Below are 13,152 nucleotides of genomic sequence, written 5' to 3' on the forward strand. Positions count from 1 at the left end.
GTCATTGCAGGTGCAACAGGTGGGGGCTCGGTGCTGCGTATCCATATGACCGGAGTGGACCTCTCCAAGGTGCGGATGGCCACCCGGCCGGACGCGCTGTGGGAAACCGTTCTGAGTTTCCATCGGCTGAGGGACCGGCGCGGCTCCACGGTGTTCGGGAAGTGGCGGACGGAAACCCGGCTCCGCTTACCCGGCGAAGTGCGTCTGCTGGCCGCCCTGATTCCGCCGCGCGGCTATTTCCCGGACTTCCTGACACCTTCTCGGGAAGGCGGTGAGCCCTATGGCATCGACGCCGGTATCGAAGCGCTGCGCGCCACCCCGCTCCGGCGGGTCGACGCCGAACTCGCCCTGCTGGGCGCCGAACGCCGCGAGGCGGGCCGCATACCGGACGACCCCGCCGAACTGCTCACCCGGCTCGACGGCGCCCTGCGCGCCTACCACCGCGCCGCGATCGAACCGTACTGGCCGCACATCCGGGCCAGCGTCGAAGCCGACCGCGCCTTCCGCGGCCGAGCCCTCCTGGACGGCGGAGCGGACGAGCTGCTGGCCTCCCTCCCGCCCATGATCCGCTGGCGGCCCCCCGTGCTGGAGGCGGACTACCCCGTCGATCGTGAACTCCAGCTGAACGGGCGGGGGTTACTGCTCCAACCGTCCTACTTCTGCCGTGTCACCCCGGTCGTCCACCGCGATCCGCGGCTCCCGCCGGTGCTCGTCTACCCGGTCACCCACTCCCGCGCCCCGGTCTTCGCCGAACCGGGGCCCTGGCTCGGCCGGCTCCTCGGCAACACCCGATCGGCGATCCTGAGAGCCATCGGCAACGGCTGCACGACCAGCGAGCTCGCCCTCCGGGCCGGCGTCTCCCTCGCCTCGGCGAGCGAACACGCGGGTGTGCTGCGCGAGGCGGGCCTGATCCACACCCTGCGGCACGGCAACTCCGTCCTCCACACGCTGACCCCGCTGGGCGGATCGCTGCTCCGGGGCGGCGCGCCGCTCGCCGTGCGCTGATGCGGGGAAGCGGACAATCACCTCACCGGTACCGATGAGTTCTGTGCTGCCCGACTGTCTACCTGTCGTCACGCGTTCGAACACCGGATTACCGGAGTTCGAAGCACCAGAGTTCGAAACAGCAGAGTTCGAAACAGCAGAGCTCCCCACACCAGGGCTCTCGACACCAGGGCTCTCAACAGCAGAGAAAGCGGAACGGCCATGACTCAGATGATCTTTGTGAACCTGCCGGTCAAGGACCTTGAAGCAACCAAGGACTTCTTCGGCAAGCTCGGCTTCTCGTGCAACCCGCAGTTCAGCGACGAGAACACCGCGTGTCTCGTCGTCAGCGACACCATCTTCGTCATGCTCCTCACCGAGGACCGTTTCAGAGAGTTCACGAAGAAGGGGATCGCCGATGCGTCGACGTCCACCGAGGTGATCCTCGCTCTGAGCGCCGACAGCCGGGAGAAGGTGGACGAGCTGGTCGATGCCGCGCTCGCCTCCGGCGGATCGGCCGCCAACCCGCCCATGGACTTCGGTCACATGTACAACCGTTCCTTCCAGGACCCGAACCACCACATCTGGGAGGTCGTGTGGATGGACCCCTCCGCCGTCGAGGCACAGCAGGGCTGACACGGCGCGGGTGAAGCCCGCTCCGTAGGAGGCCGTGCCTGCGACCCCACTTCCATGTCAGCGCCTGCGGTTCCCGGTGCTACGCAGGGCGGTGGGGTCGTGCTCCGGCGCTGTCTCCGGTGCCGTGGGCTCGTTCCAGGAGGCCAGCAGCCGCAGTGAAGTTTCCGAGGGACTGTCGTGTTCGGTGCGGTAGATGAACAGGGTCTGGTCGGGGTCGTCGCCGGGGGTGAGGGCCTGGTAGGAGATGGTGAGGTCACCGACGAGGGGGTGGTGGTAGTCCTTGGTGCCGGTGGTGCGCCGGTGGACCTTGTTGTCGGACCAGTAGCGGCGGAATTCATGGCTGTGTATGGACAGGTCACCGACGAGAGCGCTGAGGGCGGGGTCGTCGGGGTGACGGCCGGCGTCGAGGCGGAGCATGGCGGCCGTGTCGGCGGCGACGGTGTCCCAGTGGGTGTACAGCTCGCGGGCATGGGGGTCGAGAAAGACGAAGCGTGCCTGGTTGCGCTGCGCGGCGGGCAGGGCACGGAAGTCGGTGATGAGCCGTCCCGCGAGGCGGTTGTGGGCAAGGACGTCGAGGCGCCTGCCGAGGACGAAGCCCGGGCGGCAGGCGGCCTCCAGGGTGTCCAGCAGATCCCAGGTGCCGGGATGGACACGCTGCGGCCGGGATCGACGCCTGCGCTGGGCCGAGGTGGGGCGGGCGACGGTGTGCAGGTGGGCGCGTTCGGCGTCGTCGAGGCGCAGGGCCGTGGCGAGCGCGTCAAGGACCTCTGCCGAGGCGCTGGGGCTGCGGCCTTGTTCCAGGCGGGTGTAGTAGTCCACGCTCACGCCGGCCAGGCGGGCGAGCTCTTCCCGCCGTAGTCCAGGCACACGGCGGCGGCCGACGCCTTCCTCCTTCAGTCCGGCCTCCTGCGGGCTGAGGCGGGCGCGAGCCGAGCGCAGGAACTCCGCCAGTCGGGAGCTTGTCTCCTCACGGGTCATGCCACCCAGTCTCGCGCGTTCGCACCCGGCATGAGGCAAGAGAGGGTGGCCCAGTTCGTCCCCCGACCGACGGGGCCCTCTTCGTCCCTCTTTTCCCTGCTCAGGGCTGGTTCAGTGGAGGAACGGGGCAGAGGACGGGGACACGGTCCCGTTCCCCGTTTCCGTCCCGTCACTGACGAAAGAAGGAGTCGTTCATGTCCACTTGGTTCATCACCGGAGCATCCCGCGGGTTCGGCCTGCAGATCGCCCGAGCCGCGCTGGCGGGCGGTGACGCGGTCGTGGTCACGGCCCGTAACCTGGACGGCCTGCCGGATGACCTGAAGCGGTCCGACCGTGTGCTCGGCCTCGCGCTGGACGTCACCCGCAGCGAGGACATCACGCGGACCGTCGAAGCGGCCGTCGGCCGGTTCGGCGGTATCGACGTGCTCGTCAACAACGCCGGGCGCGGACTGCTCGGCGCGCTGGAGGAGATCACGGACGCCGAAGCGCGCTCCCTGTTCGACCTCAACGTCTTCGGCCTCATCAATGTCACCCGCGCTGTTCTTCCTGTGATGCGTGAGGCGGGCCACGGCAAGATCGTCCACATCGGATCCCGGTCCGGATTCGAGGGCGAGCCCGGCGTCAGCATGTACAGCGCCTCGAAGTTCGCCGTCGCCGGGATCAGCGAAGCCCTCTCCGTGGAACTCGCGCCGTTCGGCATCCAGAGCATGGTCGTCGAACCCGGCGTATTCCGCACCGACTTCCTCGACGGCAGCTCGCTGTCCACTGCCGCCCACCGTATTCCCGCCTACGACGGAACCCCGGCCCACGACACCCTCGCATGGATCGGCCAGGCCAACCACGCCCAGCTCGGCGATCCCGTCAAGGGGGCCGCGCTGATCTACGAAGTCACCTGCCAGGACAAGCTGCCCACCCACCTGGCGCTCGGCCGTGACGCCATCGAGCGCCGGCAGGTCAAGATCAGCCAGCTCCAGGGCGAGCTCACCGCATGGCAGGCGAAGTCCACCGCCACCGCCCACGACGACGCAGCCTGACCACCCCACTCGTCACGGACCGGCCGCTTGGCCCTGTTCATTGGCCCTGTTCACGAGATGCGAGATGCGAGATGCGAAATGCGGTTCTGGCCACAGTTGTTGAGCCAGAACCCGAGATGCGCAGCAAACGTCCGCCAGTTCCGACAGCGCCGCGCGGTTCAGCCACGCACACGGTCCCGCTGTCTACGCGTCCGGACGTCTCACGGGTCCATGGCCCGGCACGGCGTCGGTCCATGGCCCGGCACGGCGTTGGTCGTTGGCCCGGCACGGCGTCGGTCGTTCAGGCCGAGCGCAGGCAGAAGGGGTGTCCGGCCGGGCTGGCGTAGACCCGGCTGCCCGTCCGGGAATCCGGATGGACGTCGCCGGTGGGCCGCAGCCGCCTGGCGCCTGCTTCCATCGCCGTCCGGTCGGCGACCGGGAGATCGTCTACGGCGAAGTCGAGGTGCATCTGCTGGGAGATGCCGTCCGGCCACTCCGGGGCGACATGTCCTGGGGCCGACTGGATCACGAGCACCGGCATGCCGGGGGCCTGGACGAAGTGGTGGGTCGGCGTCCGGGTGATCGAGCCGCCGAGCAGCCGGTGCCAGAACGCGCCCTCCGGCTCCAGGTCGGCAGTGTCGATGATCACGGAACTCAGGGCGATGTTCACGGTGGTGTCCTCTTCTTCCTGTTCTTCCAGCTGGTTGCCGCTCGGACCGTCGGGATGATGCCGCCGTCGACACGGAACTGCGCTCCCATGAGCCGGCTTCCTCCGCGAGGCGGTCAGCACGGTCGTGCCCGCAGCGGCGGGCAGTCGCTTCGCCCAGGCTGCGGCTGCCACCGGTGACCAGCACACGTAGTCCGTCCAGCCCTTCTCCAGGGACCGTCGTACGAGCCCTCCTCGGTAACATGAACCCGACTCCGGAAAACACTACACAACCGGAGTCCGACTCACCTTATGGAGCTCTGTTGCCGTCATCACGTCCGCTGCGCGCCGACGCGCGCCGCAACCGCGAAGCACTCCTTACCGCAGCGCGGGACGCGTTCCTCGGCGGCGACACCGACGCGCACGTCGAGGAGATCGCCCGCAGGGCCGGGGTGGCCGTCGGAACGCTCTACCGCCACTTCGAGACACGCGAAGCTCTCGTCGAGGAGGTCTACCGCAAGGAAGTCGACGAACTGTGCGCCGCTCCCGCCCAGCTCCTGGACCGACACGTCCCGCACGAGGCCCTGCGACGCTTCCTGCTGCTGCTCGTGGACCACGCGGCCGTGGGCAAGGGAATGGCCGCCGCCCTGGAGAGCATCATGGCAACGGACTCACCCGTCTTCGACAACGCCCGCACCCAGATGGCCGACGCCCTCACCCGGCTGCTCGATGCGGGCACCGCGGCCGGCACCATCCGCGACGGCGTCACCGGACCCACCCTGCTGCGCGCCCTGGGCGGCATCTGCGCACTGCACGCCACGGAAGGCTGGCAGGCCGAAGCCCGACAGATCACCACCATCCTCTTCGACGGCCTGCGCTTCGGGGCCCCACGAACAACCTGAGCTACCCGCCCCGGTCGAAGCCGGGGGCCGCAACCTCGCTTCGCCCTGCGCCGGGAACCTCAGGGGTGGCTCAACTTTCCCGCGATCCGGCCAAAGCGGTTGGACGGGGCACGTATCGGCTCCCTAGGGTCGCGACCATGCCCGACACAGCACTCACCACCCTGGTTCTCCTCTGCCTCGCCGCAGCCGCGGCCGGCTGGATCGACGCGGTGGTCGGCGGCGGCGGACTGCTCCTGCTGCCCGCCCTTCTGCTCGGACTGCCGCAGGTTCCCGCCGCGCACATCCTCGGCACGAACAAGGCGGTCGCGATCGTCGGCACGTCGGGTGCCGCCGTGACGTATGTACGCAAGGCGCCGGTGAAGGTCGGGACGGCCCTGCGGATCGGTCTTGCGGCCCTGGCCGGATCGATGGCCGGGGCGTTCTTCGCCGCCGGGATCAGCAGCGAGGTGCTGCGCCCGGTCATCATGATCGTCCTGCTGGCGGTCGCGGCGTTCGTGATGCTGCGGCCCTCGTTCGGCAGGACGGTGGACGACGGTACGCGGCAGAAGGTCACCCGGGCCCGCACCGTCACCGCGATCGTGCTGGTCGGCGGCGGCATCGGCTTCTACGACGGGTTGTTCGGCCCCGGGACCGGAACGTTCCTGGTGCTGGCGCTGACCGCGGTGCTCCATCTCGACCTGGTGACGGCGTCGGCCACCGCCAAGATCGTCAACGTCTGCACCAACGGCGGGGCGCTGGCGATGTTCGCCCACCAGGGCAACGTGATGTGGCAGCTGGCCGCGCTGATGGCGGTGTTCAACCTGGCGGGCGGGCTGATCGGGGCCCGGATGGCGCTCCGGAAGGGCAGCGAGTTCGTCCGCGGGGTCCTGCTGGTCGTGGTGTGCTCGCTGGTCGCCAAGTTGGCGTTCGACCAGTGGGCGGCATGAGCGACGAACGGCGTGCGCGGGGGCGGTGTGCGCGAGGGGTGGGCGCCGGGCGGTGAGGGTCAGCGCACCGCGGTGAGGTGCGCGTACGCCACCACATTGCCCTGGTACCCCGTCGTCTTCGAGAACCCGCCGCCACAGGTGATCAGGCGGAGCGAGGCGTAGGGCGAGGCGCCGTACACCTGCTTGTCGGGGAAGTTCTTGTTCGCGTAGACCTCGATCGCGTCGAGCGAGAAGACCGCGGTGCGACCGTCCTGGCGGACCACCTCGACGGTGCTGCCCTTCTGCAGAGTGCCCAGGTTGTAGAAGACCGACGGCCCTCGTGCGTTGTCGACATGGCCGGCGACGATCGCGCTGCCCTGGGAGCCGGGCGGTGTTCCGCCCTGGTACCAGCCGACGGCGTCCCGCTTCCCGGCCGGCGGCACGTCGAGACTGCCGTCGGCCCCGAGCCCCAGCCGCATCATCGGGGCGTCCACCCGGATGCTCGGGATCCGGATGCGTACGGGTGCCGAGGGCTTCAGGGGTTCGGCGACCGGTGAGCCCGGTTGCAGTGCGGGGCCACCCGCGTAGGCCTGGGCGGCGGTCGGCTGCGGCGGGATCAGTTGCACGTCGGCGCCGTGCCGGATCAGCCAGATGCCGGCCAGTGCCGAGATGACCAGCAGCCAGCTCTTGGCCTTCTGGGACACGGTCGTCCTCCGGATGACGGGACGGGGGCAGGGAGGGGGCGGGGCGGGTATGGGGCGGGGATGGTCCCGTCCCGGTGGCGCGGGGCCACCGGGACGGAAACCGGGCGGTTCGGAGACGTGAATCCGTCTCCGTCAGCCGGCTCCCTGCGTGCCGCTCGCCCGACGACGCAGGAGCCAGGCTCCGCCGACGGCGGTCGCGGCGAGTACGCCGGCGCCCGCCGCGATCTGGGTGGTGTCGGATCGGACACTGCCGCCGACACCTGTTTTGACGTGCCCGCTGGGGGCGTCGGGGACGGACTGGCCGTCGCGTCCGGAGGAACTGTCACGCCCCGACTGGCTGTCGCGCCCGGAGGAGTTGTCCCGTCCCGATGACGAGTTGTCGCGGCCGGAGGAGCTTTCGCGCCCGGACTGGTCGTCGCGGCCGGAGGAGTTGTCCCGTCCGGACGACGAGTCGTCGCGCCCCGACTGGTTGTCGCGCTTCGTCGACCCCTCGTCCCGGGAGGGCGAGTCGAGTCCGGAGAAGGCGTTGAGCCCGCCGACGGAGTCGAGCAGAGAAGGGATGTTGAGGCCGGAGGGGTTGTTGAGGCCGAAAAGGTTGTTCCCGGACCCGGAGGGGTTGTCCGTCCTGCCCTCGTCGTTCCGTCCTTCCGACTCGCCGTCGGCCCGCGGTGCGGCTGCCGAGTCGACCCGTAGCGTGCCGGCATCACCTGCGTACGCGGACGGTCCGACAGTGAGAAGGCCGAGCGCGGTTATGGTGACCGCACAAGCGGCGGCACCGGTCACTGGGCGGGCAGGACGCATGAGCGGTTCCTCCGGCGATGACGCGAGTTGGTGTGTCCTGAGTCCGAGCTAACGGGCGACGCGCCTTCCATGCCTGCTGACGCCAAGTCAGCTTTCACCCGAACGGCCCGGCGCGCCACTCTTGCCAAGATGCATGTGTGCAGGTCACGGCGGTGATGGGGGTGAGGGTGACCGGTTGAGTTCGCACCGGTGCCGATTGGGTGACGGCGCCCCGAAAAGGAGTGGCGCACGTCACATGCATGACCTCGCGGGTGTCGGGCACACGTCTGTCACCCCCCACGGGACGGTGGATCGGACCGCCCCCGGCGGCTGCCCTCACCGGGCCCACCCCCCCTGGGCCCGGCGGGGGCGGTTCCGTTTTGGGCGCTCGACGGACACGGCTTGACCTCAACCAGGGTTGATATATGAGCCTGTCCGTATGAATCTCGCCGCGACACCCTCATCTCTCACGTCTGCGTCCGACTCCACCGCCCCCCTGAAGGTGGCGGTCATCCTCGCCAGCAATCGGGAGGGGCGGTTCGCCCCCGTCGTCGCCGACTGGTTCCTCTCGCGCACCGCCGCTCACCCCGGCGTCGCGCCCGACCTCGTCGACATCGCGGAACTCGACCTCCCGCCCGCCCTCTCCTACCGGCCCGACGCCGATGCGAAAGCTCAACTCGACTCCGTATCAGCCAGGTTGGCGCAGGCCGATGCCTTCGTCGTCATCACCCCCGAGTACAACCACTCGTACCCGGCCCCGCTGAAGAACCTCATCGACTGGTACCGCGCCGAGTGGCAGGCCAAGCCTGTCGCCTTCGTCTCGTACGGTGGCGTCTCCGGAGGTCTGCGCGCTGTCGAGCATCTGAGGCAGGTCTTCGCGGAGCTGCACGCCGTCGGCATCCGGGACACGGTCTCGTTCCACAACGCGGGCGCTCTCTTCGACGACGAGGGCAGGCACAGGGATCCGGCGGGCTGCGACGCGGCGGCCAAGACGATGCTCGATCAGCTGGTCTGGTGGGGACGCGCACTGCGTGACGCCAAGGCGGTCCATCCGTACGGCGCCTGACCACCGGGCAACTGCCGCCGCGCCACGTCGCCCCTGACAATCGACGGAGCGAGCAAGGACGCCCCGTCCCGATACCGAGGAGCCCGAAGGTGACGACGCCGGCATGGCTGACCGTGATGACCACGACGGACAGTGAGGAGAAGGCCCATTCCCTGGCGCGGGGCGCGGTGGAGGCGCGCCTTGCCGCCTGCGTACAGATCGCCGCACCCGTCACGTCCGTCTATCACTGGCAGAACGCCATCGAGACCGCCGAGGAGTGGCAGCTCCTGTTCAAGACGACGACCGAGCGGTACGACGAACTGGAGGCGCATCTCCTGGCGGCACACGACTACGACACACCGGAGATCATCGCGATCCCGGTGGTACGGGGCAGCGCCCGCTACCTCGACTGGGTCTCGGCCGAGACCGCTCCGATCACCTCTCTGTAGAGCGTGATCGCTCCGGTCGCGCCTCTGCGGAGTGCCCCGGCCCGGTGGAGCGCCCCGGCACTCGTCGCTCCTTCGCAGGGCCGGCGCGTGCCTCTCCGCAGGGCCGGGCGCCTGCCCGGGGTGGCGGCGGTCCTCAGCGTTCGTCCGCTGCCAGGGCCTCCCCGACCCCGGGTTCCTTCGGCCCCAGGAAGTGCGGGTCCGGCTTGAACACGGCGTCAAGAGCTGCCTTCCCCGCCGCGAACACCTCCCGTGTCCCGCCGTAGTACCAGGTCACGTCGTGCACGGCGTCGACGCCGACCCCGTAGGCATCGATGCCGGCGGTCCGGCACAGCGCGATCGCCCGCCGGATGTGGAAGCTTTGGCTCACCAGTACCGCGCGGTCGACGCCGAAGATCTTCTTCGCCCGAACGCACGAGTCCCAGGTGTCGAACCCGGCGAAGTCGCTCACGATCTGCTGGTCCGGCACCCCGTGCGTCCGGAGGTACGTGCGCATGGCGTCCGGTTCGTCGTACTCCTTGCGGCTGTTGTCACCGGTCACGAGCACGACCTTCACCTTTCCGTCCCGGTACAGCTCGGCGGCGGCCTTCAGCCGGTTCGCGAGATACGGCGAGGGCCTGCCCTCCCGGAGCCCCGCCCCGAAAACCACGGCGACCCCCTGCGGCGGCGCGTCAGTGGTCGTCCTGACGCGGGCGTCGGCGACGGAGTACATCCACGTCGCGGGTGCCAGCGCCGCCACGCAGGCGAGCATCACCCCTTGCACGACGCGCCGCTGCCCACGTCGCGTTCTCGGCCACCGCGGCCGCCATCGCCGAATCCGCCCCGGCTGTTTCTCCTTCATGGGTGCCCCCCTGCTCGTGCTGTTCGTGCTGTTCGTGCTCACGCTGCTCGTGCTTTCTGCCGTGGCGTGCTGCCCCCACCTGATCGGACGAGTGAGGAGGAGGAAGGGTTCTCCCTCTCCCGATTTCGTTGATTCCGTCGTGGTTTCCGATCGTGCCGAGGACATGGACCGTGGGCTGCGGCGCGGGCACCGAACCTCCGGCCCCCGGGAACTGGTGGCGCGGAAATTCGATTGTGTGCGCGGCGGCCGGGCACGACGCTGACGGCATGTCTTCTCCGGCTCTGCGCTACGTGTACATCGACCCCGACGGTGCGTCGTCCCCCGACTGGAAGTACGTGGTGGTCGAGGCACGCACCGGGGTCGTCTACCAGAATCAGTACGGCGGTACGGCCTGCCGGCAGGGCAAGGTCGAGGGGTTCCTCGTCCCGGTGTACGCACCCGACGAACTCGAAGGACTGCGGGGCCTCTTCGAGGAGCACTTCCGCGGCGCGGGCACGTGGAACCACGCCTGGACACCGGACGAGCGGGCCACCCTGCGCAGCGCGGTCGCGGACATCCGCTACTGGTCGGGCGACGAGGTCGACCAGCAGCCGCACGAACTGCGCTGGGACGAGAGCCGGTTGGGCGAGACGGACGAGGCATGGGTGCCCGTGCTCACCCCCGACGGGCCGGGCGTGCTGCTCTGGTTCAACTCGGACTGAGCGCTGTGGCCGTGAGACCCCCCCGACAGCCCGCAGGACCCCCGGCCGCTGTGACCGTGAGACCCCCCGACAGCCCGCAGGACCCCCGGCCGCTGAGGCCGTGAGACCCCCGGCAGCCCGCAGGACACCCGGTAGCATCGGCCAATGCTGCATCCACGGTTGATCGCCTCCGATCTCGACGGCACGCTCCTGCGGAACGACGGCTCCCTCTCGCCCCGCACCCTGCGCGCCCTGCGCACGGCCGAGAGCGCCGGCGCGGAGGTCGTTCTCGTCACCGCCCGGCCGCCCCGCTTCGTCGACCGGCTCGCCGAGGCCGCCGGCCTCGCGGGCACGGCGGTGTGCAGCAACGGGGCGCTGGTCTACGACATCGGGACGCGCACGGTCGTCTCCACCCGTGTCCTGCCCCTCACCACCGCCCGGCGCGTGGCCACCGCACTCGCCGCGGTCGTGCCCGAGATCGGCTTCGCCCTGGAGACCGGTCATCAGGTCCTCTACGAACCGGCCTACCGGCTGCGGCTCTGCGAGGAGATCGGCGCCGAGCTGCCCGTACCGTCGCTGGCGGATCTGTGGCTGACCGACGTCCCCGTCACGAAACTGCTCGCCTGGTCGGACCGGCTCGACGCGGACACCCTGCTGGCCGCGGCCCAGGAGGGAGCGGGTGACGAGGTGCAGCTCACCCACTCCGGTGGCCGCGGGCTGCTGGAGATCAGCGCGTCCGGTGTCACCAAGGCCGACACCCTCGCCCTGCTGTGCGCGGCGCGGGGCATCGACGCCACGGAGGTCGTCGCGTTCGGCGACGCGCCCAATGACCTGACCGTCCTCGCCTGGGCGGGCAACGGCTACGCGATGGGCAATGCCCACCCCAGCGTGCTGGCCGCCATACGGAAGCACACGCTCTCCAACGAGGAGGACGGGGTCGCGCACGTCATCGAGAGGCTCTTCGGCGACGCGCCCTGATGCCGGAACCGCCCCACCCGTCACCCGCACTCCCTGAGCCGCCCGCCGCGCATCCGCCTGATCCCTCTTTGTCCGCCCCGCCGTTTACTGTCGGAACCATGGACGGCATGGACGGCATGGACGGCATGGACGGCACGGACGGCACGGACGGCACGGACGGTGCGGACGGTGCGGACGGTGCGGACGGTGCGGACGGTGCGCAGGGTACGCAGTCAGGGCAGGACCACGGCACGGCTCCCTACAGCGCGGCCGACGCCGCGCGCTGGGACACCGAGCCGGACAAGCGGCCCGGTCGTACCGCGTTCCAGCGTGACCGCGCCCGGGTGCTGCACTCCGCCGCGCTGCGCCGGCTCGCCGGGAAGACCCAGGTCGTCACCCCCGGCACGCGCGGCCACGCCTGGGACGCCAGCCCGCGGACCCGGCTCACCCACTCCCTGGAGTGTGCCCAGGTCGGCCGCGAACTCGGGGCGGCGCTGGGCTGCGACCCCGATCTGGTCGAGACGGCCTGCCTCGCCCACGACCTGGGGCACCCACCCTTCGGACACAACGGTGAGCAGGCGCTCAACGACTTCGCGTCGGACTGCGGGGGTTTCGAAGGCAACGCCCAGTCGCTGCGCCTGCTGACCAGGCTCGAACCGAAGCGGTTCGTCCCCGACACCCGGACCGGCGAGCTGGTCAGCGTCGGACTCAACCTGACCCGCGCCGCGCTGGACGCGGCCACCAAGTACCCCTGGCCGCGCGGCGGGCACCCCTTCGAGCCCGGTTCGTCGAAATTCGGGGTGTACGAGGACGACCTGCCGGTCTTCGAGTGGGCCCGGCACGGCGCCCCGAAGAGCCGGAAGTGCTTCGAGGCCCAGGTGATGGACTGGTCCGACGACGTCGCGTACTCGGTGCACGACTTCGAGGACGGGCTGCACGCCGGGCACATCGACCCGGACTGCCTCTACGCCGAGCCCGAGCGGAACGAGATCTGGGCGGTCGCCATCGGCCGTTACGTCCCGGCGGACACCGAGCCCGAGGAACTGGCCGACGCCCTGGACCGCCTCATCGGCCAGGACTGGTGGCCGCACGGCTACGACGGATCCGCCGTCGCCCAGGCCCGGCTGAAGGACGCGACGAGTCAGCTGATCGGCCGGTTCTGCCTCGCCGCCGAGAGCAGCACCCGACTGGCCCACGGAACGGGACGCCTCGGCCGGTACGCCGCCGAGCTCGTCGTCCCTCGCGAGGCACGCAACGAATGCGCCGTGCTCAAGGCGGTCGCCGACCGGTACGTCATGCAGCGCGCCGAGCAGGAGGCGATCCGCGCCGACCAGCGGATCGTCATCGCGGAACTGGCCGCCGCGCTGACCGCGCGCGCCCCGGAGGCGCTGGAGCCGCAGTTCCGCGCGCTGTTCCACGCGGCGCGCGACGACAGGGCCCGCAAGCGGGTCCTGGTCGACCAGATCGCCGCCCTGACCGACGCCTCCGCGCGCTCCCTGCACTCCATGCTCACCGACCGCCACTGACCGGACCCCCCACCGGGTGTGACCTGATCGGTGTACACCCTCTTTCGCCATCACGCTGCGTGCGGGACGCTCGCAGTCGGGCCCCGCGCAGCTAGCACCGAGGAGGCAT

Annotated in this window: 15 protein-coding genes; 10 read left to right on the forward strand and 5 right to left on the reverse strand. The window is 70.2% G+C overall.

Annotated elements, in window-relative coordinates:
* Positions 1-30: 30 nt before the first annotated feature.
* Positions 31-1,005 carry a helix-turn-helix domain-containing protein gene (locus tag ACFVUT_RS11750; protein WP_389645661.1) on the forward strand — a complete coding sequence of 325 codons (975 nt, stop codon included), beginning with the start codon at positions 31-33 and terminating at the stop codon, positions 1,003-1,005.
* A 201-nt stretch (positions 1,006-1,206) separates the two neighbouring features.
* Positions 1,207-1,620, forward strand: a complete 414-nt coding sequence (locus ACFVUT_RS11755; protein ID WP_389645664.1) for a VOC family protein — start codon at positions 1,207-1,209, stop codon at positions 1,618-1,620.
* Positions 1,621-1,677: 57 nt separating this feature from the next.
* Here the strand turns inward: ACFVUT_RS11755 and ACFVUT_RS11760 are convergent, their stop codons facing one another.
* Positions 1,678-2,598 (reverse strand): helix-turn-helix transcriptional regulator, encoded by a 921-nt coding sequence (locus tag ACFVUT_RS11760; RefSeq protein ID WP_389645667.1) that lies wholly within the window; start codon positions 2,596-2,598, stop codon positions 1,678-1,680.
* A gap of 194 nt (positions 2,599-2,792) precedes the next feature.
* On the opposite strand from ACFVUT_RS11760, the gene ACFVUT_RS11765 reads away from it, so the two are divergent.
* Complete coding sequence (locus tag ACFVUT_RS11765; protein ID WP_389645670.1) at positions 2,793-3,632, forward strand: SDR family NAD(P)-dependent oxidoreductase; 840 nt, start codon at positions 2,793-2,795, stop codon at positions 3,630-3,632.
* A gap of 280 nt (positions 3,633-3,912) precedes the next feature.
* On the opposite strand, the gene ACFVUT_RS11770 is transcribed toward ACFVUT_RS11765, so the two are convergent.
* Positions 3,913-4,281 (reverse strand): VOC family protein, encoded by a 369-nt coding sequence (locus ACFVUT_RS11770; protein ID WP_389645673.1) that lies wholly within the window; start codon positions 4,279-4,281, stop codon positions 3,913-3,915.
* 299 nt (positions 4,282-4,580) lie between these two features.
* Here ACFVUT_RS11770 and ACFVUT_RS11775 point away from each other — a divergent pair, with 299 nt between their 5' ends.
* Together ACFVUT_RS11775 and ACFVUT_RS11780 are read left to right on the forward strand one after the other, a co-directional pair.
* Complete coding sequence (locus tag ACFVUT_RS11775) at positions 4,581-5,159, forward strand: TetR/AcrR family transcriptional regulator (protein WP_389645675.1); 579 nt, start codon at positions 4,581-4,583, stop codon at positions 5,157-5,159.
* Between the two features lie 137 nt (positions 5,160-5,296).
* A complete protein-coding gene (locus ACFVUT_RS11780; protein WP_389645678.1) occupies positions 5,297-6,085 on the forward strand; it encodes a sulfite exporter TauE/SafE family protein in 789 nt (262 codons plus the stop codon).
* Between the two features lie 59 nt (positions 6,086-6,144).
* Here ACFVUT_RS11780 and ACFVUT_RS11785 read toward each other — a convergent pair whose 3' ends face one another.
* Both ACFVUT_RS11785 and ACFVUT_RS11790 read right to left on the reverse strand, forming a co-directional pair.
* Entirely contained in the window at positions 6,145-6,768 is a 624-nt protein-coding gene (locus ACFVUT_RS11785; RefSeq protein ID WP_389645679.1) for a class F sortase, read from the reverse strand.
* Positions 6,769-6,900: 132 nt separating this feature from the next.
* Positions 6,901-7,569 (reverse strand): hypothetical protein, encoded by a 669-nt coding sequence (locus ACFVUT_RS11790; protein WP_389645682.1) that lies wholly within the window; start codon positions 7,567-7,569, stop codon positions 6,901-6,903.
* 418 nt (positions 7,570-7,987) lie between these two features.
* On the opposite strand from ACFVUT_RS11790, the gene ACFVUT_RS11795 reads away from it, so the two are divergent.
* Positions 7,988-8,614 (forward strand): NADPH-dependent FMN reductase, encoded by a 627-nt coding sequence (locus ACFVUT_RS11795; protein ID WP_389645684.1) that lies wholly within the window; start codon positions 7,988-7,990, stop codon positions 8,612-8,614.
* A 116-nt stretch (positions 8,615-8,730) separates the two neighbouring features.
* A complete protein-coding gene (gene cutA, locus ACFVUT_RS11800; protein ID WP_389645796.1) occupies positions 8,731-9,042 on the forward strand; it encodes a divalent-cation tolerance protein CutA in 312 nt (103 codons plus the stop codon).
* 133 nt (positions 9,043-9,175) lie between these two features.
* Here the strand turns inward: cutA and ACFVUT_RS11805 are convergent, their stop codons facing one another.
* Positions 9,176-9,880 (reverse strand): vancomycin high temperature exclusion protein, encoded by a 705-nt coding sequence (locus ACFVUT_RS11805; RefSeq protein WP_389645687.1) that lies wholly within the window; start codon positions 9,878-9,880, stop codon positions 9,176-9,178.
* Between the two features lie 266 nt (positions 9,881-10,146).
* Here ACFVUT_RS11805 and ACFVUT_RS11810 point away from each other — a divergent pair, with 266 nt between their 5' ends.
* The 3 genes from ACFVUT_RS11810 to ACFVUT_RS11820 all read left to right on the forward strand — a co-directional run bounded on the left by ACFVUT_RS11810 (position 10,147) and on the right by ACFVUT_RS11820 (position 13,043).
* Positions 10,147-10,581, forward strand: a complete 435-nt coding sequence (locus tag ACFVUT_RS11810) for a DUF6210 family protein (RefSeq protein WP_389645690.1) — start codon at positions 10,147-10,149, stop codon at positions 10,579-10,581.
* Between the two features lie 159 nt (positions 10,582-10,740).
* On the forward strand, positions 10,741-11,538 hold the full coding sequence (locus ACFVUT_RS11815; RefSeq protein ID WP_389645799.1) for a Cof-type HAD-IIB family hydrolase: 798 nt from the start codon (positions 10,741-10,743) through the stop codon (positions 11,536-11,538).
* 125 nt (positions 11,539-11,663) lie between these two features.
* Positions 11,664-13,043 (forward strand): deoxyguanosinetriphosphate triphosphohydrolase, encoded by a 1,380-nt coding sequence (locus ACFVUT_RS11820; RefSeq protein ID WP_389645802.1) that lies wholly within the window; start codon positions 11,664-11,666, stop codon positions 13,041-13,043.
* The last annotated feature ends 109 nt before the right edge of the window (positions 13,044-13,152 follow it).

Origin of the sequence: Streptomyces sp. NPDC058051, assembly GCF_042885475.1 — a bacterium.
GTDB lineage: Bacteria > Actinomycetota > Actinomycetes > Streptomycetales > Streptomycetaceae > Streptomyces.

Excerpts from the sequence above, each read along its gene's own strand:
- ACFVUT_RS11795 (WP_389645684.1), top strand. The coding sequence starts at position 7,988 with ATGAATCTCGCCGCGACACCCTCATCTCTCACGTCTGCGTCCGACTCC.
- ACFVUT_RS11810 (WP_389645690.1), top strand. The coding sequence starts at position 10,147 with ATGTCTTCTCCGGCTCTGCGCTACGTGTACATCGACCCCGACGGTGCG.
- ACFVUT_RS11780 (WP_389645678.1), top strand. The coding sequence starts at position 5,297 with ATGCCCGACACAGCACTCACCACCCTGGTTCTCCTCTGCCTCGCCGCA.
- ACFVUT_RS11790 (WP_389645682.1), bottom strand. The coding sequence starts at position 7,569 with ATGCGTCCTGCCCGCCCAGTGACCGGTGCCGCCGCTTGTGCGGTCACC.
- ACFVUT_RS11765 (WP_389645670.1), top strand. The coding sequence starts at position 2,793 with ATGTCCACTTGGTTCATCACCGGAGCATCCCGCGGGTTCGGCCTGCAG.
- cutA (WP_389645796.1), top strand. The coding sequence starts at position 8,731 with ATGACCACGACGGACAGTGAGGAGAAGGCCCATTCCCTGGCGCGGGGC.
- ACFVUT_RS11820 (WP_389645802.1), top strand. The coding sequence starts at position 11,664 with ATGGACGGCACGGACGGCACGGACGGCACGGACGGTGCGGACGGTGCG.
- ACFVUT_RS11755 (WP_389645664.1), top strand. The coding sequence starts at position 1,207 with ATGACTCAGATGATCTTTGTGAACCTGCCGGTCAAGGACCTTGAAGCA.
- ACFVUT_RS11805 (WP_389645687.1), bottom strand. The coding sequence starts at position 9,880 with ATGAAGGAGAAACAGCCGGGGCGGATTCGGCGATGGCGGCCGCGGTGG.
- ACFVUT_RS11760 (WP_389645667.1), bottom strand. The coding sequence starts at position 2,598 with ATGACCCGTGAGGAGACAAGCTCCCGACTGGCGGAGTTCCTGCGCTCG.